Below are 19,184 nucleotides of genomic sequence, written 5' to 3' on the forward strand. Positions count from 1 at the left end.
CTACCCATGATAATGCGGGCAGGAATTTCAGATCCCTGCCCCGGTTTATCGCTGCGTAAGATAACGCAGCGGGTTTACGGATTTTCCCTTATAGCGAATTTCAAAATGTAATCTTACTGAACTTGTTCCGGTGCTACCCATCGTGGCAATTTTTTGCCCCGCTTGAACATCCTGTTGCTCACGAACCAACATGGTGTCATTGTGCGCATAAGCACTTAGGTAGTCATCGTTATGTTTTATTATTATTAGATTTCCATAGCCACGTAATGCATTTCCGGCATAAACCACTTTTCCACGGGCTGTAGCAAATACGGGTTGGCCACGATTCCCCGCAATATCAATGCCCTTATTTCCTCCTTGAGAATCAGAGAAGCCTTCAAGAATTTTTCCTTCTGCCGGCCATCTCCAACTATTAATAGTATCAGCACCATTAATAGCATTATTTACCCCTGTATCTGTTGCTATAGATACTTTTGGGACAGAATTATCGTCATCAGAAATGGTTGCCTTTGGCAACATTTTTCCTGACCTTGGTCTATCAATATTTGCAGGATACGCATTAATTTTTTGAAAATCAACCTGACTAATTTTTGATTCAGTACTATTTGATGCTATTAATACACCATTTTTGGAGGTTGAATTACCTATTCTCAGGACCTGACCAACATTTAAGCTATAAGGCTCTGAAATATTATTTCTGAGAGCCAGATCACGGAAATCACTGCCTGTAATCCAGGCTATATAAAACAAAGTATCGCCATGTTTAACCGTATAAGTGCTTCCGTTATAGCTTCCTTTGGGAATACTTTCGTAGTTACGGCGATAAATAATTCGCCCTTGAGATGAACTGCTATTGGCAGCATTATTCACTAGCTGGCGATTTTTAATAGCATGATTATCTGAAACACGATTTGTGTCGATATTCACAATTGGGGCTGGACGATTTGGTGTATTACTGCAACCTATCAATACAACGCCCATAACAGTACTGGCGATTATCCACTTTATTTTTTTCACTGGTTTTTCTAGATTCATACTTTATTCCCCCATAAAGGCAAATATAAGTGAAAATAATAATAATTTATAAAAATTTAGAATTACGGAAGATTTAAAGCGAAACATTTTGCTTAATTTCAGAAAAAATAACAGCTAATTTGAAACTCCCCCCCTCAAATAAATTAGCTGATTATGTTAGCTCGCCTTGAATTAGGGGTACAAAACGGACAGGTTCAATAACGTCGCCATGGAAATCATTCCCATAACGATGTACTACTTTCAGTAACTGAGTACGCTCGCCGACAGGTAAAACCATCACGCCTCCATCGGCAAGTTGATGGAGTAATGCCTGCGGAATTTCTGGTGGTGCGGCTGTGACAATAATAGCGTCAAAGGGTCCTTTTGATGGCCATCCATCCCAGCCATCACCGTGGCGGGTTGAGATATTATGTAGGTCGAGTTGCTTCAATCTGCGCTTAGCCTGCCACTGCAATCCTTTAATCCGCTCCACGGAGAAAACGCGTTTGGCTAAGTGGGCAAGTATTGCTGTTTGATAACCTGAGCCTGTTCCAATTTCCAATACACTGGATGCCGGGGTTAAATTCAGCAACTCAGTCATGCGAGCAACAATATAAGGTTGGGATATCGTTTGCCCATGACCAATAGGCAGTGCGGTATTTTCATATGCCTTATGGGCGAGAGCTTCATCAACAAAACATTCTCGAGGTACTTTGCCAATAACCGCCAACAGGGGCTCATTGTGAATTCCTTGCTGACGCAGTTGCGCCAGCAAATTTTTCATTGATCGGTTTAACATTCCCCAATATCCCCGACTTTTGTCAACCAATCACTTATCAGCTCCTGGGCTTTATAAGCTGTTAAGTCCACTTGCAAAGGGGTAATGGAGACAAATCCTTCTTCTACCGCCGCAAAATCTGTTTCAGGCCCAAAATCACTTTTTTCTCCCGGAGGGCCCAGCCAATAGAGCATATTGCCTTTGGGATCTTCCATCGCATAAACCTGCTCAGCCGCACTACGGCGACCGCATCGCGTCACCCGAAACCCCTTGATTTGTTCAATGGGAATATCAGGTACATTAACATTCAAAATATTGCCCGCTCTCAATGGGGTTTTTTGCAGCAAAGCTAATAAACGCACGGTCACTTCTGCCGCTGTTTCGTAATGTTGGTCACCATTGAGTGATACCGCCAATGCGGGTAAGCCTAAGTGACGTCCTTCCATTGCAGCCGCGACCGTGCCAGAGTAAATCACGTCATCACCAAGGTTAGGACCACAGTTGATACCAGAAACGACAATGTCAGGACGAGGGCGCACCAAATTATTTACGCCCAAATAGACACAATCCGTCGGTGTACCTTCCTGAACAGAAATATCACCATTGTTCAGTGTGTTAATACGCAAAGGGCGATCCAGCGTTAAGGCATTCGACGCACCACTACGGTTACGGTCAGGTGCAACTACCTGAACATGATAGTGTTTCCGCAATGTAGCCGCTAAGGTTTGAATTCCCGGTGCGGTGACACCATCATCGTTACTCAGCAATATCCGCAGCATTGATATATCTCATTGATTTAACTAAAAATAAATAGGTTAATAATGTAAATTACCCTGTGTGTGTTTGATCTTAGCATGACGTTAACAGTTTTGTAGAGTGCTTTGCATTCAAGCCACATCAAGGGAAGAGTCGAGATCCTGATTGATCAGTTCTCTAACGACACTGGTTGCAAAGCTACCAGATGGCAAAGAGAAATGCAGAGTGACAATTTGGTCATCTTGCCATTCCCAACACAGGTTAAGTGGTTTCACCAATATTGCCCGACGGGCGCTCTCCACACGCTCACGTTTGACTAATGCCCAAAGCGCTTCGTAATCCAATAAACATTGTTGTTCGAAATCCAGGGCCTGATACTGCGTCCCTAATGCCTTGTCACCCGGTAAAGGAGCCGTTATCTGTAATTCTCCACCCATAACTCGCTGCTGCAATACCGACAATTCAGATTCATCAGCGACAAACCAGCTACTACGCCCTGTTAATTGTAATGCATCGCCATTTTTTACCTTTTGATGTTTACCTTGGACAATACGTCGGCTGGCAATGGCATTAAACATCGCGCTGCGACAAGCAGAAAGATAAAAACTGCGGCGGTTACGTTCTTTGACATGGATTTCATTAGCTGCCCAGCGTTGAGCCTGAACTAAATTTTGTCCATCCCGCCCGAAACGCTGTTCACCAAAGTAATTTGGAACGCCGGTTTGCGCTATCTGCTGCAAGCGTTTTTCCACCGATTGCCGGTCAGAAATGTCTCTTAATACCAGAATGAAATCATTGCCTTTCAATGCGCCAATCCGTAGTTTGCGTTTCTGGCGGGAAGTTGCCAGCACTTCACAACCTTCAAGTTGAAATGCCGCTAAATCCGGATCTTGTTTCCCCGGTAAGTGTAAGCAGAACCACTGTTCCGTCACTGCGTTGCGATCTTTCAACCCCGCATAGCTGACAGAGCGAGCCGGTATTTTGGCAAAACGGGCAAGATGATCCGCGACAAATTGGGTGTTACATCCTGTTTTACGGATATGTACCATTAAGTGCTCGCCTTCTCCATCAGGAGAAAATCCCAAATCTTCGCGAACAATAAAATCTTCTGGTGTGGCTTTAACAATACCGGTCGCTTCCGGTCGACCATAAAGCCAATGTAATTCACTCAATATCATACTTATTTCTTTTACCCGCTTATTCTTTTACCAACAAAGCAACCGCTTCGCAGGCAATACCTTCTTTACGACCAACAAACCCCAGTTTTTCTGTTGTTGTCGCTTTAACGTTAATATCATCTATATGGCATTCAAGATCTTCCGCCAGGTTAACCCGCATCTGAGGAATATGCGGCAACATTTTCGGCGCCTGTGCGATAATGGTGATATCCAAGTTTCCTAACCGATAGCCCTTTGCACGGATACGGCGGTAGGCTTCTTTCAGTAGTTCACGGCTATCTGCGCCCTTGAAGGCAGGATCGGTATCGGGAAATAATTTGCCAATATCTCCCAATGCTGCCGCTCCCAATAGGGCGTCTGTAGCAGCGTGCAAGGCGACATCACCATCTGAATGGGCAATTAATCCTTGTTCATAAGGAATGCGGACACCGCCAATGATCAATGGCCCTTCTCCGCCAAATTTATGCACATCAAAACCATGTCCAATTCTCATACGATAGATTCCTTAGCTTTTTGGGATAGGTAAAATTCAGCCAATGCCAAATCTTCAGGTTGGGTTACTTTTATATTGTCCGCCCGTCCATTGATCAGCATGGGACGATAACCACAGTGCTCAAGTGCCGAAGATTCATCGGTGATACAGGCTTGATCTGCAAGTGCCTTGATCAAACAGTCACGCAATAACTGCAAAGGGAATAATTGTGGAGTCAAAGCATGCCACAGTCCGTTACGGTCAACGGTATGAGCAATCAATGTGTGGTTAATTGTGGATGACTCTGCTACTGGCAGCGATACCATGCGTTTCATCGTATCCCTCACCGGTGATGCCAACAATCCACCGCATATGTCAGGAGATCCAACATTGTGATCAATAATCCGCAACAGGCTATCGAGATCATTTCTATGAAGACAAGGACGGGCTGCATCATGCACCAAAACCCAGATTGTCCTGTCTGTAGGCAAACCAGCCAGATAATCTAACCCAGCCAGAACCGAATCAGCTCGCTCTTCACCGCCAATAACTGTCGTAATTCTTGGATCAGAAGCGATAGGCAATTGCGCAAATTGTGTATCAGCTGGATTCAGCGCAATAATAACGCGTTGTATACGAGGATGCTCAAACAGTGCTGCCAAGGTATGTTCAAGAATCGTTTTTCCGGCAACTTTCAGATACTGTTTTGGGCACTCGGATTTCATCCTGCTACCGATACCCGCAGCAGGGATCAAGGCGATAATTTCAGTAAGAGAAACACCAGCAGGGGAATGAAGTTGTGACTTATTCATTTCGATTATTATTTACTGTTTTGATTTAAAGGTTATTGCGCATTATGCTTTGAGGTATCAGGCACCATACGATAAAAAGACTCTCCCGGTTTAATCATGCCCAATTCATTACGAGCGCGTTCTTCAATCGCTTCCTGCCCCCCTTTAAGATCCTTGATTTCAGCAAACAACTGGTCGTTACGTGCTTTTAGTTTTAGGTTATCAACCTCTTGTTTATCAACTTCGGCTTTGACCCGCATATAATCGTGAATGCCGTTTTTGCCAAACCACAGCGAATACTGTAACCAACCCAGAAGAACCAATAATAGTAGCGTTAGTTTGCCCATCTCCCCCCCTGAAAACCCGCTAATCATCCCACAACTGAAAGCATGACGCCACTGACTCTCACAAAACCATTTACAAAACCATTCGCAAAAAACCACTTGCAAAACAGGATTGCACGACATAATAGAAATGCATTGCATTAAATGAGTGTAGAAACACATTATTTCACTAACAATAATAATGTGTTTCATGACAGTTTGTTGGGTTTGGTCGTTAAATTGGCAGGATATCGTCGTTTCTCAGGGCAAAAAGCAGTTTTTCAATCAAAGATTCTACAGACTGTGAACCATCTAAATAGACTTCTGGCTGTTCGGGAGCTTCATAGGCAGCATCAATTCCGGTGAAATTGCGCAATTCTCCCGCTCGTGCTTTTTTATATAGTCCCTTGGGATCACGGGCCTCACATACCTCCAGTGGTGTATCGACATACACTTCAATAAATCGTCCCTCTTCCATTAGTTCACGTATTTTTTGCCGTTCTGCTTTATGGGGAGAAATAAATGCTGTCAGGACAATTAACCCCGCATCAACCATCAATTTTGCGACTTCACCGACTCGTCGGATATTTTCCTGCCGATCTATTTCAGAAAAGCCCAAATCACTGCACAGGCCATAACGCACATTATCGCCATCCAGTAAGTATGTTTTGATACCCTGTGCAAACAATGCCTGCTCCAATGCCCCTGCAAGAGTGGATTTTCCTGAGCCAGACAATCCTGTGAACCAAATCACCCGTGCAGGATGTCCATTTGCGCTTTCCCGCTGTGCCCTATCCAAAACATGTGAATGCCAGACGATATTATCCTGAGCCACTTATTTTCCTCCCAATAGATCACGTACTCCCCAGTGTGGGAAGTGGCGACGAACTAATTGGTTAAGTTCCAGTTCAAACTCACTGTATTCTTTAGGCTCTTCATAAACATCTGCCTGGATTTCACGCACCAATCCCGCGCCTACGGTAACATTGGTTAGACGATCAATTAGGATAATGCCACCGGTATCTGCATTTTGCGCGTAACTGTCGAGCAATAAAGGTTCATCAAATGAAAATTCCACCCGCCCAATGGCATTGAGGGGTAACTCAACCGCGACTTTCTGTGTCAGGTTGTTAATATCCACTTGATATTGAACATTATCGACTTTACCACGGCTTTTTTTGCCCGCGACTTTGATATCCAAACTTTGTCCTTGAATCAGTGGCTGTTCTGACATCCAGACGACATCAACCAAAGCGTGGCGGGTCGCGCTCATTTGATCTTCAACAGCAATCAATAAATCACCACGGCTAATATCTATTTCATCTTTTAATACGACGGTAATAGCCTCTCCGGGTACGGCAAATGTGAGATCGCCATTAAAAGTGACAATTCTTTCCACTGTAGAAATCACACCAGACGGCATAACTTTTATTTGCTGGCCTTGCCATAAAATCCCCGATGACAATGTGCCGCTATATCCACGAAAATCAAGATCAGGGCGGTTGACATACTGTACGGGGAAACGCAAGGGTTGCTCCGTCGCTTTTGTTTTTACGTCCACGGATTCCAGGATATCCAGTAGCGTTTCTCCCCTGTGCCATACCATTTTTGCACTGCGGGTAACAATGTTATCCCCTTCCAACGCCGAAATGGGGACGAAATAGATGTTTAGGTCAGTAGGTAATTGTGCTGCGAAATTCAAATAATCTTGCTTGATCTGTTCAAATAGCTCTTGCTGATATCCAACCAAATCCATTTTATTGACTGCCACCACCAAGTGACGAATACCCAGCAAGGTACTGATAAAACTGTGGCGGCGAGTCTGTTCCTGAACACCTTTGCGTGCATCGATCAATAAAATGGAAAGATTACTGGTTGAAGCGCCTGTCGCCATATTGCGGGTATATTGTTCATGCCCTGGTGTGTCCGCAATGATGAATTTACGCTTTTCCGTGGAGAAATAACGATATGCGACGTCAATGGTGATACCCTGTTCCCGTTCAGCCGCTAATCCATCAACTAATAAAGCCAGATCGAGCTTTTCTCCCTGAGTCCCTATTCGCTTACTATCGCTTTGTAAAGTTGCAAGTTGATCCTCATAAATTTGACGGGTGTCATGCAGCAAACGTCCAATTAGGGTACTTTTGCCATCATCCACGCTACCGCAGGTTAAAAAGCGCAGTAATCCTTTTTCCTGCTGCGTCCGAAGATAGGCTTCAACTCCGCCTTGTTGCTTGATCTGACTAGCAATAGTTTCATTATATGCAAGTGCTGGCATATCTGGACTCCTTAAAAATAACCCTGGCGCTTTTTCAGCTCCATAGAACCTGACTGATCACTGTCAATCAGCCGCCCTTGCCGTTCGCTAGTGGTCGATATCAGCATTTCTTCAATGATTTCCGGCAACGTTTCTGCTTCTGATTCCACAGCTCCTGTCAGCGGCCAGCAGCCAAGTGTCCTAAAGCGCACTTTACGCTGGCTAATGACTTCCCCGGCTTTCAGGTCGATTCGATCATCGTCAACCATAATTAATGTTCCCTCACGCTGAACAACCGGACGAGATTTAGCAAAATAAAGGGGGACGATATCGATCTGCTCCAAATAGATGTATTGCCAGATATCCAATTCTGTCCAATTGGATAACGGGAAGACGCGGATACTTTCCCTTTTGTTAATCTGGCCGTTATAGTTGCGCCAAAGTTCAGGACGCTGGTTTTTGGGGTCCCAACGATGGGAGCGGTCACGGAATGAGTAAATTCGTTCTTTGGCTCGCGATTTTTCTTCATCACGCCGCGCTCCGCCAAATGCTGCATCAAAGCCGTATTTATCCAGTGCTTGCTTCAATCCTTCTGTTTTCATGATATCGGTATGTTTGGCACTGCCATGAATAAAAGGATTAATTCCCAACACCTCTCCTTGTGGATTGCGGTAAACCAGTAACTCAAAACCATATTTTTCCGCTGTGCGATCACGGAAGTCGTACATGTCCTGAAATTTCCAGCCTGTATCTACGTGCAATAAAGGGAAAGGCAGTTTTCCCGGATAAAATGCTTTACGTGCAAGATGTAGCATCACAGAGGAATCTTTACCAATCGAATAGAGCATAACGGGGTTGGTAAATTCAGCAGCCACTTCCCGAATAATATGGATACTTTCAGCTTCAAGTTGCTGTAAGTGTGTCAGTCTTTTTTCGTCCATTGGGCACTCCTTATACTAAATCAATCACAGCAGGGCGATTTACTTGATCAGCAGCATTTTTGCTTTCAAACCATCCTATCTGATAGTGGAGTTGAGCCACTTCTCCTATTACCAGCAAGGCGGGTGATGGTGCTTCTTGTGCCAATCGCTCCAATTCAGATAATGTCCCGGTCAATACTTGCTGTTCTGGACGAGTGCCACAACCAATCACGGCAACGGGGGTATTGCTATCCCGACCGTGTGAAATCAGCTTTTGGCTGATCAAGGCTGCTTTCATGATCCCCATATAAATGGCTAATGTTTGATTGCCCCGCGCTAGTGCTGGCCAATCCAATTCATTGCCATTTTCACGGCAATGTCCGGTAATAAAGGTGACGCTTTGCGCGTGTTCTCTGTGGGTCAATGGGATACCTGCGTAAGCAGAAGCGCCCACTGCTGCTGTAATGCCGGGCACGACTTGAAAAGGAATCCCTGCTGCTGCTGCAATCTGTAACTCCTCTCCACCACGACCAAAAATAAAGGGATCCCCCCCTTTTAAGCGAACCACTTTTTTCCCCTGATTCGCTAATTTGATGATCAGTGCATGGATTTCTTCCTGCGCCACGGAGTGATTACCCGCCCTTTTTCCAACACAGATTTTGTCTGCATCACGGCGAACTAATTCCAGAATTTCTGCACTCACTAAATGGTCATAAAGAATGACGTCAGCCTGCTGAATCACCTGCAAACCTTTTAAAGTCAATAACCCTGGATCACCTGGCCCAGCGCCTACCAGCGCGAGTTCTCCTTGAGAATGAGAATCATCTTGTGCCAACTGCAGTTCAAGTTGCTCTTCTGCTTGTTGTAATTGCCCATTGGCGATCAGTGTGGCAAAACGCCCATTAAACGCCTTTTCCCAAAAATGACGCCGTTGACGTATGGAAGTAAGACGCTGTTTCACGCGTTCGCGCCAGCGCCCCGCAATATTTGCCATCGTACCAAGGCTAAATGGAAGCAAAGACTCCAGCTTTTCTCGCAATAATCTGGTTAATACCGGAGATTTTCCAGCCGATGAGATCGCCACGATAATCGGGGAGCGATCAATAATTGATGGGAAAATGGCCGAACAGAGCGGTTGGTTATCCACAACGTTGGTCAAGATAGCGCGCTTATTGGCTTCGGCAAAAATATGTTGATTTAGGTTGTGATCGTCTGTGGCGGCAATCACTAAAAATACACCATCAAGATATTCTGTTTTAAACGTTCCCTGTAACCACTCAAATTCTCCTGTTTGATGGCGTTGTTGCAGTTCTGCATGTAGCTTAGGAGCAACAACCGTTAACGCTGCACCAGTACGAAGTAATAAGTCTGCTTTGCGAGAGGCGATTTCTCCGCCTCCAACCAGCAGTACAGATCGGGCTTTAAGCTCAATAAATAAAGGTAAATAATCCACGATACCATCCTGCGTTAGAACCTGTTCATGTTCTACCCTATGGATTTCAAGTCACAAAGGATATAGCTCTTAATTATTATGATAACCAGAGGATGAATATATGAGGCTGTGATCAGGTTATGAAATGACAAAAAGTAATTATTTGTTCCTGAATCGCATAAGCTAATTTTTTCGTATGTTATAAGGTCGATTAAGCAAGAAATTCAGAATAAAAAAACAGCGCTTCTTTTTGCGAGATGCGCTGTCTAATAGAAATTATTGTGAGCTAAAATATTAAATTAACCTTCGTGCAAACCACATTCGCGTTTCAGGCCAAAAAAACGGGTTTGTTCTTCACTCATACCTGGTTCCCATTTTTGGGTGGTATGCGTATCTCCGACAGAAAGGTAACCCTGCTCCCATAATGGATGGTATTCAAGGCCATGCTTGGTCAGGTATTGGTGAACCTGCCGATTATTCCAATCAATTATAGGCAGGATTTTAAAAACTCCCCGTTGAATTGCCAGCACAGGTAAATTAGTCCGGCTTTCTGATTGCTGACGACGCAAGCCCGCAAACCAGCTTTGTGCCTGTAGCGTTTTTAATGCACAATTCATCGGCTCAACTTTGTTGATTTGGTTATAACGTTCAATCCCTTCTATTCCCTGTTCCCATAATTTGCCATAACGTACTTCTTGCCAAGCCGGAGAGTATTCTGCACGAAAAATCTTCAAGTTCAGGTTGAGTTTTTCAGTCAATTTATCGATAAATTGATAAGTTTCAGGAAATAAGTATCCCGTATCGGTAAGAACCACAGGAATATCAGGGTACTCCTGTGTCACAAGATGCAAGCAAACTGCCGCCTGAATACCAAAACTAGAGGAAAGCACAAATTCACCAGACAGATGTTCCAATGCCCATCTCACACGTTCACTGGCATCCAACATCTCCAGTTGTTGATTGATTTCTGCCAATGACGTGATTTGCTGCTCTGGAGCCAATACCACCAGCTCCGATAAATTCAGTCGGCTCATACTGCCTCCTGCCAATCATAAAAATCGACGGCTGAATTCAATACTGGCTTGATGATATCAGCACGGATCAGAAAATCACCGAAACATTCATCGACATGACGTTCCGATGCCCAACGACCAATTAATTCATCCAGTATCTCAAGGATCTCTGCTGATGTGATATTTTCCCTGTACATGCGGGGAATTCGATCACCTATGCGATTTCCCCCAAGATGCAGGTTATAACGATCAAGCGCTTTACCCACCAACCCAATTTCTGCCAGCATCGCCCTGCCACATCCATTCGGACAGCCTGTAACACGCAGTATGATCTCTTCATCACCAACACCATGCTTTTCCATTAATGCATCAACATAATCGACAAAAGTCGGCAGGAAACGTTCTGCTTCGGCCATCGCTAACGGGCAAGTAGGAAATGAAACACAAGCCATAGCATGGTGACGCAAAGTTGTCACGCTATCGTCAATTAAACCATGAGCACGGGCAGTTTCTTCGATCTGCGATTTTTCACCCTCAGGTATCCCTGCCACAATCAGGTTTTGGTTGGCAGTCAGACGAAAATCCCCTTTATGGATTTTCGCAATTTCTGCAATCCCAGTTTTTAATGGCTTGTTGGGATAATCCAGTACACGGCCATTTTCAATAAATAAGGTCAGATGCCATTGATCATCGATGCCTTTTAACCAACCAATTTGATCACCCCGACCAGTGAATTCATACGGGCGAATTGTCGCAAATTTCACGCCAGCACGTTTCTCAACCTCTTGTTTGAAGGTTTCAATGCCTACACGTTCAAGGGTATATTTAGTTTTCGCATTTTTACGGTCAGTTCGGTTACCCCAATCACGTTGGGTGGTAACTATCGCCTCTGCAATTGCCAGTGTGTGCTCCAGTGCAATAAAACCAAATTCACTCGCCAGCCGTGGAAAGGTTTTTTTGTCGCCGTGGGTCATGGCTAATCCCCCACCCACTAATACGTTAAAGCCAATTAATTGATCATTTTCCGCAATGGCGACAAAGTTCATATCGTTGGCATGCAGATCCACATCATTTTGTGGCGGGATCACCACCGATGTTTTGAATTTACGTGGCAGATAAGTAGTACCAAGAATCGGTTCTTCATCGGTTGTTGCGATTTTTTCTTTATCCAACCAGATTTCAGCATACGCATTGGTACGAGGCAGCAGATGTTCCGATATTTTTTTCGCCCACTCGTAAGCCTGTTGGTGTAACGCAGATTGCACCGGATTAGATGTACACAACACGTTACGATTGACGTCGTTGGCAGTAGCCAGTGAATCCAACCCCATCTGTGCTAATAATTGGTGTGCAGGCTTAAGATTATTTTTTAAGATCCCATGAAACTGGAATGTCTGGCGGTTGGTCAATCTAATACTGCCATACAACGTATTTTCTGTCGCAAACCGATCAATGCCCAGCCACTGTTTTGGGGTAATAATTCCCCCAGGCAAGCGACAACGCAGCATCATGGCATGGCGCGGTTCAAGTTTTTGTTCTGTACGCTCAGCCCGAATATCACGGTCATCTTGCTGATACATGCCATGAAAGCGGATAAGGAGGAAATTATCCCCCTCAAATCCGCCTGTCAGCCCATTTTTTAAATCTTCGCTAATCGTTCCTCGCAGATAATTGCTGTCCAACTTCATGCGTTCACTGTCTGCAAGTTTGCCTTCAACGATCAAAGGATCTGGTTTTTCTTTGCTCACATTGCTCATATTAGTAAACATCTCTCTGATAACGGCGCTCAAGGCGCAATTCACTCAAGAATTCATCAGCCTGTTCAGCATCCATGCCACCATGTTGTGAAATAATGTCCAATAGGGCTTGTTCTACGTCTTTTGCCATGCGATTCGCATCGCCACAAACATACAGATGAGCGCCATCCTGAATCCAGCGCCAGACTTCTCCTCCCTGTTCACGCAGTTTGTCTTGTACATAGACTTTATGCTGCTGATCCCTTGACCATGCCAGATCCATGCGGGTCAATAAGCCCTCTTTCACATAGCGCTGAAATTCAACCTGATAAAGAAAATCTTCAACAAAATGTGGGTTACCAAAAAACAGCCAGTTTTTACCTTCAGCTCCCTGACTATCACGGTGTTGCAAAAATGCCCTAAACGGAGCAACCCCCGTTCCCGGCCCAATCATGATGATTGGTGTATTAGGATCGGCTGGTAAACGGAAATTGTCGTTCTGTTCGATAAACACACGGATGTTGTCATCTTCCTGCAAACGATCCGCCAAATAACCTGATGCACCGCCAGTGCGGGCACGCCCTTCAATATCATAACGAACGACTCCCACAGTAATGTGGACTTCATTTTCCACTTCAGATTGTGAAGAGGAGATAGAATAAAGACGTGGTGTCAGTGGGCGCAATAAATCAATAAATTGCTGGGCTTCTGGATGTGAAGCAGCAGCTCTGACCATATCTACAATGGGTGTTGCCTGGGCATATTGCTGCAATGCTTGTTTGTTAGCGGCTAGCGATAACAGTTTTTCATCTTTCGCCAACGCTGCATATTTCCCAACAATCACACCGGTATTTTGGGTCAACTCTACATGGCTAATCAGCGCCTCACGCAATGGAAGGGATTTTCCATGCATATTGACCTGTTCTGAACCTTCCAACCAAAGCAGGGCTATTAATTCATCCACTAAAACCGGATCGTTTTCAAACCAGACTCCAAGGACATCCCCTGGTTGATAACACAGCCCTGAATCCCCTATATCAATTTCAATATGGCGAACATCTTTGTCAGAACCACGTCCCGTTATTTTCTGGTTAGTCAACAGAGAGGCCATTAGAGGGCTTTCTTTGGTATACGTTTGGGTTTCCTTGACATGCGCTGGAATAATCGATGCAGTAGCTGGCGAAGTGACAGCATTTGCTTGTACTGACAAACGCTGCTTCAAAATAGCCGTAATTTGCTGACGCCATTGAGCAGCCTGTGCTTGATATTCCACATCAGCATCAACACGATCCAGTAGGCGCTGGGCACCAAGCTCATGCAGACGACTGTCAAAATCTTTCCCTGCCTGACAGAAGTTTTCATATGACGTATCCCCAAGGCCAAATACGGCATATATCGTCTCTTTCATTGATGGCGCTTTTTTGGAATAGAGATACTTATGGAGTGCTACAGCTTCTTCTGCGGGTTCACCTTCACCTTGTGTTGAAGCAACAATAATCAATACACGTTCCTGGGAAATTTGCTTAAATTTATAGTCACCAGCATTAATTAAATTTACATTGATATTTTCAGCTAATAGTGAATCTCTTAGCTGTTCAGCCAGACGACGGGCATTGCCTGTTTGCGATGCGGAAAGCAACGTCACGGTTTCCTGTACGGAAACGGCCGGTGTCTCTGCACCAGTTTGTGGCTGATGATTTACCATTCCCCAAAAATAGCCAGACAACCAAGCTAATTGATGGGGAGAAAAATCGCTAATTGCAGATTGCAAGCGTGATAATTGTTCTGGAGAAACAGGTAGTAATGCAATTGAAGGTGGTTTTGCGGTCATTGTCCCAGTGCCTTTTGCTATAGCCAGTATCCATGTTGTAAAAGATGCAGGAATCAATCCAGTCATGAACATGAATTGATTAAGGTTATCCCAGAATGGGAGCGGTATTTAAAGAAAGGATCGCAATATCTCATAACCAAAACGCCTAACTTTATTTACAGATTTAATATATCAATAAAGTCGTTAAGCATTGTGCTTTTTACTTCCAGAAAAATCACGTTAAGCTCGCAAAGTTCAGGTAGAATAGCCGACCTTTTGAAATCAGGGGAAAGCACAATGAGTACAACCATCTTTAAAGATTTTCAATTCGAAGCAGCACATCGCCTTCCACACGTACCGGAAGGGCACAAATGTGGGCGTTTGCATGGGCATTCATTTATGGTACGTCTGGAGGTCACCGGAGAAGTCGATCCGCTTAGTGGCTGGCTCATGGATTTTGCCGATGTCAAAACTGCCTTTAAACCTGTCTGGGAACAGCTCGATCACCACTATCTCAATGAGATTCCCGGGCTTGAAAATCCAACCAGCGAAGTGTTGGCCAAGTGGATCTGGGAGAAGTTAAAACCGACATTGCCTCAACTCAGTGCTGTTATGGTTAAAGAGACTTGTAGCGCAGGTTGTATCTATCGGGGAGAATAAGGATTCAGCACCAGAGCCTGGTGCTGAATCAGATTTAAGCGATATTTAAGTATTTATGGGTTTGCATCGAAAAACGCCAATTACGGGCAATGCACGTTTCGATGCACAGGCGAGTAGCATCTTCTTTCTGACTGATCGGCTGTAAGGCAATAACCGGAGTAGGATTTCCATCAAGCATAGTCAATAATTCATCTAATGCTTCAATATCGCGCCGCCGCCCGACAGGGTGCTTAATTTCATCAGCGCGTTTAATAGCTTCAGGCAAGACCTGATAGCCTCCGCGCATTTTCACTTTCGGAGAAACCGTCACCCACGTTTTATCAGAACACTGAATCGTATGTGTACCACTCGTCTCTATCTGACATTGATAGCCTTCACTTTCCAGTGTTTCAGTCAAAGGACACAAATCATATAAGCACGGTTCTCCCCCGGTAATGACAATATGCTTCGCACTGTAACCTTGGCGAGTGAATATACTCAGCAATTGTCTTGCAGTGGCAACGCCCCACAGATCGCTGTCTTGCGATTTCAGCAAGATATTTTCCATCGGTTGCTGTTTATCAGCCTCTTTTTCCCACGTATGTTTGGTATCGCACCAACTGCACCCTACCGGACATCCTTGCAATCGAATGAAAACCGAAGGTACACCGGTAAACACGCCTTCTCCCTGTAAAGTTTGGAAGATTTCATTTATTGGGTAAATCATAAAAAAACTCTGGTTTTAATAAACTGCCCGTTATTATTACAGATATCTATCCCGCGAACATCCATCTTTATGGTATTGTACCAGGTTGCTTTTGCTGGCATCTCACGCCAGACAGAGCATCGTATGCCTAAATACTCTCAGGCTGAAAGGATTGATGGGAATAACGAATGCAAAATAATGAAAATCAGCTTAAACAGGGTCTAAGCGTGCGGCACATCCGTTTTATGGCTTTAGGCTCTGCAATAGGCACGGGGCTGTTTTATGGCTCAGCAGCAGCAATACAGCAAGCTGGTCCCGCTGTATTGCTGGCCTATTTACTCGGCGGAGCTGCCGTATTTATCGTGATGAGAGCACTTGGCGAAATGGCCGTTCACCATCCTGTTTCTGGTTCTTTTTCGCAATATGCCAGCCATTATCTGGGACCTTTGGCCGGTTTTTTAACTGGTTGGATTTATATTCTTGAAATGCTGTTTGTTTGCCTGGCTGATGTTACTGCATTCGGCACGTATATGAAGCTCTGGTTCCCACATGTTGATCAGTGGATTTGGGTTTTAGGGATTGTATGTTTTATTGGTGCCTTGAATCTGTGCCACGTAAAAATCTTTGGTGAAATGGAGTTTTGGCTTTCAATCATTAAAGTCACTGCCATTATGGCCATGATTATCGGTGGCCTTGCCATTATGTTTTACGGTTTCGGGCAAGCAACCGAACATGCAACCGGTCTGTCCAATTTATGGGAGCATGGTGGTTTTATGCCAAATGGTATCAGTGGGGTGATAGCTTCATTCGCCATTGTTATGTTCGCTTTTGGTGGCATAGAAGTCATTGGTATCACTGCCAGTGAAGCAAAAAATCCAGAAAAAACAATCCCTCAGGCAATTAATGCTGTCCCGTTTCGTATCTTGATCTTCTATGTTTTGACTCTGTGTATCCTGATGAGCATCTATCCATGGAATCAAATTGGTCAGGATGGAAGCCCATTTGTACAGATCTTTTCCAATTTGGGAATTAATTCAGCCGCAAATATTTTAAATGTGGTCGTGATTACTGCTGCTATTTCCGCTATCAATAGTGATATTTTTGGTGCGGGCAGGATGATGTATGGTATGGCACAAGAAGGACAGGCTCCCGAATCATTCAAAAAATTAACTCGTAATGGTGTGCCATGGATGACGGTTCTTGTCATGACTGCGGTTCTGTTACTTGGCGTAGTGCTAAATTATCTGATCCCTGAAGAGATCTTCATTCTTATCGCTTCCGTTGCCACATTTGCAACCGTCTGGGTATGGTTGATGATTTTAATCTCGCAAATTGCCATGCGTCGCCAAATGAGTGCGGAAGAAGTCAAGACATTGAAATTTCCAATTCCGATGTGGCCTATAGCCCCGATAATCACGCTTGTCTTCATGGTCAGTGTCATCGCATTACTGGGTTATTTTGAGCAAACAAGAGACGCGCTATATGTTGGTCTGGGTTGGGTATTTATTCTGACTCTAGCCTATTTCTTCGGTGTGAAGAAGAAACTATCAGCAAAACGCTCTTCTAACCAATAAACTATTCAAGTATGTTTCAAAAAGCGTCGATAATCTCCGACGCTTTTTTATCTTTTCTCTGCAAGATCAATACGCCACTTTATCCATCAGTTATCATCACATAGAGAAATCGTCATAAAGAGAAGTTCACCATCAATGGGTTATGATCAGAAGCACCGGTCATTACAACTGCTGCACGGGAAACTTTTAATTCACGATAAAAAACAAAATCCAGCGGTTTGCCAAAAACAATCGTTCTATGATCATCATTAAAATATACTTCTTCCAAATGCATACGGTGTGCAAAACGTTCTAATATTTTTAACCTCTGCCGACTCCACGTATTAAAATCTCCAGCAAAAATGACGGGGCCGTTATGTAAGCTTATATGAATACCAATGTTATTTAATTGTCGACTATAAACATCAACGCCAAGGCTAAAGTTAATGGCATGCACGTTTATCACCATTAACTGGCGTTTGTCTGGCAATGGATAAATTGTAATTAATGACGATTTAGATAGCCTAAATATCGGTTCTTTTTCACGCAGCGGACAGCAATAAACTGGTGAAGACGAGGACAATGTCATCACACCTGATGGGTGTTGAGGGATAGCAAATGCAGGAACCTGGTCCGCGACCAAGCCGCTGTCTGTAATGAATTTCAATAAAGCTGGGGTCGTTTGTGCTTCTTGTAGCAAGACAAGGTCACTCTTCTCAATCAAAGAAGCCAAAACATACTGCCATGATGGACGCTGTTGTTTATAGATATTCCAGATGGCAACAGAAAGCTCACGATTATGGTCAAGAAGCGGTTCTCCACGTGGTAGCGACTCATCCTCAAGTAATTGCTTAGAAGTAGGGAAAACCCGTTCCACAGGCTGTCCAGCAACATATCTCATGGCAAAATTTTTTTGAGCGTAATCTTTTCTCGCCCAGCTTTTTCTTAAATAACTATTCCTGATCAAGTTTCCCCCAGCTTACCTCAACACCTTTATCTCCACTAATATGACATCTTGGTAATTGATTTCAATCTCTAGTGCTTAAAAAAGCAACAAGGTTGTGTAACTATATAATAACAGCACAACATATTAGTAAAACAATTACTCATTAGAATGAGTAGATTGATTTATTTAATATTAAAAAATAAATTTCTCTTGGGTAAGGACATATAAGGATAAGATTAATTAAAATTATTTTGATAAAATTAATTAATTTATAAAAGCTGTAATTATTCCACTATACATTAAAAGATCATCGCTCTAATGGAATAAAATAAAACGTAAATAAGCTCATTTAGCATCTAAATGAAAAATACGAATTTAAAATCATTGATAAGGATATAAGCAATAAGCTGTAGATTAGGCAACAGAAAAAACCCTGAGAGATGTCTCTCAGGGTTTCATCTAAATACGGTGGCGGTGCGGACGGGACTCGAACCCGCGACCCCCGGCGTGACAGGCCGGTATTCTAACCAACTGAACTACCGCACCACCGAATTTCTTTATCCTGCTGCCTTTTATGCCGGCAACACTTATAAATTGAATGTCTGGCAGTGTCCTACTCTCACATGGGGAGACCCCACACTACCATCGGCGCTACGGCGTTTCACTGCTGAGTTCGGCATGGGATCAGGTGGGACCACCGCGCTGTTGCCGCCAGACAAATTCTGTTTTCAATCCCGAACAAGCCTGCTTTCTCTGAAACTTCTCTCTCAAACCCCAAAACACCTTCGGTGTTGTCAGGTTAAGCCGCACGGGTCATTAGTACCGGTTAGCTCAACGTCTCGCAACGCTTACACACCCGG

18 protein-coding genes, 1 tRNA gene and 1 rRNA gene are annotated in these 19,184 nt (G+C 44.1%); 2 read left to right on the forward strand and 18 right to left on the reverse strand.

Annotated features, from left to right (window positions below; genetic code table 11):
- Positions 1-45: 45 nt before the first annotated feature.
- The 14 genes from nlpD to cysJ all read right to left on the reverse strand — a co-directional run bounded on the left by nlpD (position 46) and on the right by cysJ (position 14,501).
- On the reverse strand, positions 46-1,035 hold the full coding sequence (gene nlpD, locus Xets_RS12535) for a murein hydrolase activator NlpD (protein ID WP_187651765.1): 990 nt from the start codon (positions 1,033-1,035) through the stop codon (positions 46-48).
- A 151-nt stretch (positions 1,036-1,186) separates the two neighbouring features.
- Complete coding sequence (locus tag Xets_RS12540; RefSeq protein WP_187651766.1) at positions 1,187-1,813, reverse strand: protein-L-isoaspartate(D-aspartate) O-methyltransferase; 627 nt, start codon at positions 1,811-1,813, stop codon at positions 1,187-1,189.
- Complete coding sequence (gene surE, locus Xets_RS12545) at positions 1,807-2,571, reverse strand: 5'/3'-nucleotidase SurE (protein ID WP_099131535.1); 765 nt, start codon at positions 2,569-2,571, stop codon at positions 1,807-1,809. The genes Xets_RS12540 and surE overlap by 7 nt, the downstream gene beginning before the upstream one ends.
- Positions 2,572-2,679: 108 nt before the next feature.
- Positions 2,680-3,726, reverse strand: coding sequence for a tRNA pseudouridine(13) synthase TruD (gene truD, locus Xets_RS12550; protein WP_099131534.1), 1,047 nt, complete (start codon positions 3,724-3,726; stop codon positions 2,680-2,682).
- Between the two features lie 19 nt (positions 3,727-3,745).
- Positions 3,746-4,219, reverse strand: a complete 474-nt coding sequence (gene ispF / locus Xets_RS12555; RefSeq protein WP_092513684.1) for a 2-C-methyl-D-erythritol 2,4-cyclodiphosphate synthase — start codon at positions 4,217-4,219, stop codon at positions 3,746-3,748.
- Complete coding sequence (ispD, locus tag Xets_RS12560) at positions 4,216-5,010, reverse strand: 2-C-methyl-D-erythritol 4-phosphate cytidylyltransferase (protein ID WP_099131533.1); 795 nt, start codon at positions 5,008-5,010, stop codon at positions 4,216-4,218. The genes ispF and ispD overlap by 4 nt, the downstream gene beginning before the upstream one ends.
- Before the next feature lie 32 nt (positions 5,011-5,042).
- Positions 5,043-5,336 (reverse strand): cell division protein FtsB, encoded by a 294-nt coding sequence (gene ftsB / locus Xets_RS12565; RefSeq protein WP_099131532.1) that lies wholly within the window; start codon positions 5,334-5,336, stop codon positions 5,043-5,045.
- 211 nt (positions 5,337-5,547) lie between these two features.
- Positions 5,548-6,147 carry an adenylyl-sulfate kinase gene (gene cysC, locus Xets_RS12570; protein ID WP_187651767.1) on the reverse strand — a complete coding sequence of 200 codons (600 nt, stop codon included), beginning with the start codon at positions 6,145-6,147 and terminating at the stop codon, positions 5,548-5,550.
- Complete coding sequence (cysN, locus tag Xets_RS12575) at positions 6,148-7,590, reverse strand: sulfate adenylyltransferase subunit CysN (RefSeq protein ID WP_187651768.1); 1,443 nt, start codon at positions 7,588-7,590, stop codon at positions 6,148-6,150.
- Positions 7,591-7,601: 11 nt separating this feature from the next.
- The gene (gene cysD / locus Xets_RS12580) at positions 7,602-8,510 is read right to left on the reverse strand and encodes a sulfate adenylyltransferase subunit CysD (RefSeq protein WP_099131529.1); all 909 of its coding nucleotides are present in this window, start codon (positions 8,508-8,510) and stop codon (positions 7,602-7,604) included.
- Positions 8,511-8,520: 10 nt separating this feature from the next.
- A complete protein-coding gene (cysG, locus tag Xets_RS12585) occupies positions 8,521-9,942 on the reverse strand; it encodes a siroheme synthase CysG (protein ID WP_099131528.1) in 1,422 nt (473 codons plus the stop codon).
- A gap of 278 nt (positions 9,943-10,220) precedes the next feature.
- Positions 10,221-10,955, reverse strand: a complete 735-nt coding sequence (locus Xets_RS12590; protein WP_099131527.1) for a phosphoadenylyl-sulfate reductase — start codon at positions 10,953-10,955, stop codon at positions 10,221-10,223.
- Positions 10,952-12,691, reverse strand: coding sequence for an assimilatory sulfite reductase (NADPH) hemoprotein subunit (cysI, locus tag Xets_RS12595; protein ID WP_099131526.1), 1,740 nt, complete (start codon positions 12,689-12,691; stop codon positions 10,952-10,954). The genes Xets_RS12590 and cysI overlap by 4 nt, the downstream gene beginning before the upstream one ends.
- Position 12,692: 1 nt before the next feature.
- A complete protein-coding gene (gene cysJ / locus Xets_RS12600) occupies positions 12,693-14,501 on the reverse strand; it encodes an NADPH-dependent assimilatory sulfite reductase flavoprotein subunit (protein WP_187651769.1) in 1,809 nt (602 codons plus the stop codon).
- Between the two features lie 276 nt (positions 14,502-14,777).
- On the opposite strand from cysJ, the gene queD reads away from it, so the two are divergent.
- Positions 14,778-15,140, forward strand: a complete 363-nt coding sequence (gene queD, locus Xets_RS12605) for a 6-carboxytetrahydropterin synthase QueD (RefSeq protein WP_099131525.1) — start codon at positions 14,778-14,780, stop codon at positions 15,138-15,140.
- 34 nt (positions 15,141-15,174) lie between these two features.
- On the opposite strand, the gene queE is transcribed toward queD, so the two are convergent.
- The gene (gene queE, locus Xets_RS12610; RefSeq protein WP_187651770.1) at positions 15,175-15,846 is read right to left on the reverse strand and encodes a 7-carboxy-7-deazaguanine synthase QueE; all 672 of its coding nucleotides are present in this window, start codon (positions 15,844-15,846) and stop codon (positions 15,175-15,177) included.
- A gap of 167 nt (positions 15,847-16,013) precedes the next feature.
- Between queE and Xets_RS12615 the strand changes: the two genes are divergently transcribed.
- Entirely contained in the window at positions 16,014-17,399 is a 1,386-nt protein-coding gene (locus Xets_RS12615) for an amino acid permease (RefSeq protein WP_099131523.1), read from the forward strand.
- A 112-nt stretch (positions 17,400-17,511) separates the two neighbouring features.
- Here the strand turns inward: Xets_RS12615 and Xets_RS12620 are convergent, their stop codons facing one another.
- From Xets_RS12620 to rrf, 3 genes are all read right to left on the reverse strand, one after another.
- A complete protein-coding gene (locus Xets_RS12620) occupies positions 17,512-18,345 on the reverse strand; it encodes an endonuclease/exonuclease/phosphatase family protein (RefSeq protein ID WP_255430622.1) in 834 nt (277 codons plus the stop codon).
- Positions 18,346-18,793: 448 nt separating this feature from the next.
- Positions 18,794-18,870: transfer RNA gene (locus Xets_RS12625), tRNA-Asp, on the reverse strand.
- A gap of 54 nt (positions 18,871-18,924) precedes the next feature.
- Positions 18,925-19,040, reverse strand: a 5S ribosomal RNA gene (gene rrf, locus Xets_RS12630).
- Positions 19,041-19,184 lie beyond the last annotated feature (144 nt).

The sequence above is a fragment of the Xenorhabdus sp. TS4 genome, from assembly GCF_014467265.1.
GTDB lineage: Bacteria > Pseudomonadota > Gammaproteobacteria > Enterobacterales > Enterobacteriaceae > Xenorhabdus > Xenorhabdus ehlersii.

What these genes read in the sequence shown, in the direction of transcription:
- nlpD (WP_187651765.1), bottom strand. Translation starts at nt 1,035, where the DNA reads ATGAATCTAGAAAAACCAGTGAAAAAAATAAAGTGGATAATCGCCAGT.
- Xets_RS12540 (WP_187651766.1), bottom strand. Translation starts at nt 1,813, where the DNA reads ATGTTAAACCGATCAATGAAAAATTTGCTGGCGCAACTGCGTCAGCAA.
- surE (WP_099131535.1), bottom strand. Translation starts at nt 2,571, where the DNA reads ATGCTGCGGATATTGCTGAGTAACGATGATGGTGTCACCGCACCGGGA.
- truD (WP_099131534.1), bottom strand. Translation starts at nt 3,726, where the DNA reads ATGATATTGAGTGAATTACATTGGCTTTATGGTCGACCGGAAGCGACC.
- ispF (WP_092513684.1), bottom strand. Translation starts at nt 4,219, where the DNA reads ATGAGAATTGGACATGGTTTTGATGTGCATAAATTTGGCGGAGAAGGG.
- ispD (WP_099131533.1), bottom strand. Translation starts at nt 5,010, where the DNA reads ATGAATAAGTCACAACTTCATTCCCCTGCTGGTGTTTCTCTTACTGAA.
- ftsB (WP_099131532.1), bottom strand. Translation starts at nt 5,336, where the DNA reads ATGGGCAAACTAACGCTACTATTATTGGTTCTTCTGGGTTGGTTACAG.
- cysN (WP_187651768.1), bottom strand. Translation starts at nt 7,590, where the DNA reads ATGCCAGCACTTGCATATAATGAAACTATTGCTAGTCAGATCAAGCAA.
- cysD (WP_099131529.1), bottom strand. Translation starts at nt 8,510, where the DNA reads ATGGACGAAAAAAGACTGACACACTTACAGCAACTTGAAGCTGAAAGT.
- Xets_RS12590 (WP_099131527.1), bottom strand. Translation starts at nt 10,955, where the DNA reads ATGAGCCGACTGAATTTATCGGAGCTGGTGGTATTGGCTCCAGAGCAG.
- cysI (WP_099131526.1), bottom strand. Translation starts at nt 12,691, where the DNA reads ATGAGCAATGTGAGCAAAGAAAAACCAGATCCTTTGATCGTTGAAGGC.
- cysJ (WP_187651769.1), bottom strand. Translation starts at nt 14,501, where the DNA reads ATGACCGCAAAACCACCTTCAATTGCATTACTACCTGTTTCTCCAGAA.
- queD (WP_099131525.1), top strand. Translation starts at nt 14,778, where the DNA reads ATGAGTACAACCATCTTTAAAGATTTTCAATTCGAAGCAGCACATCGC.
- queE (WP_187651770.1), bottom strand. Translation starts at nt 15,846, where the DNA reads ATGATTTACCCAATAAATGAAATCTTCCAAACTTTACAGGGAGAAGGC.
- Xets_RS12615 (WP_099131523.1), top strand. Translation starts at nt 16,014, where the DNA reads ATGCAAAATAATGAAAATCAGCTTAAACAGGGTCTAAGCGTGCGGCAC.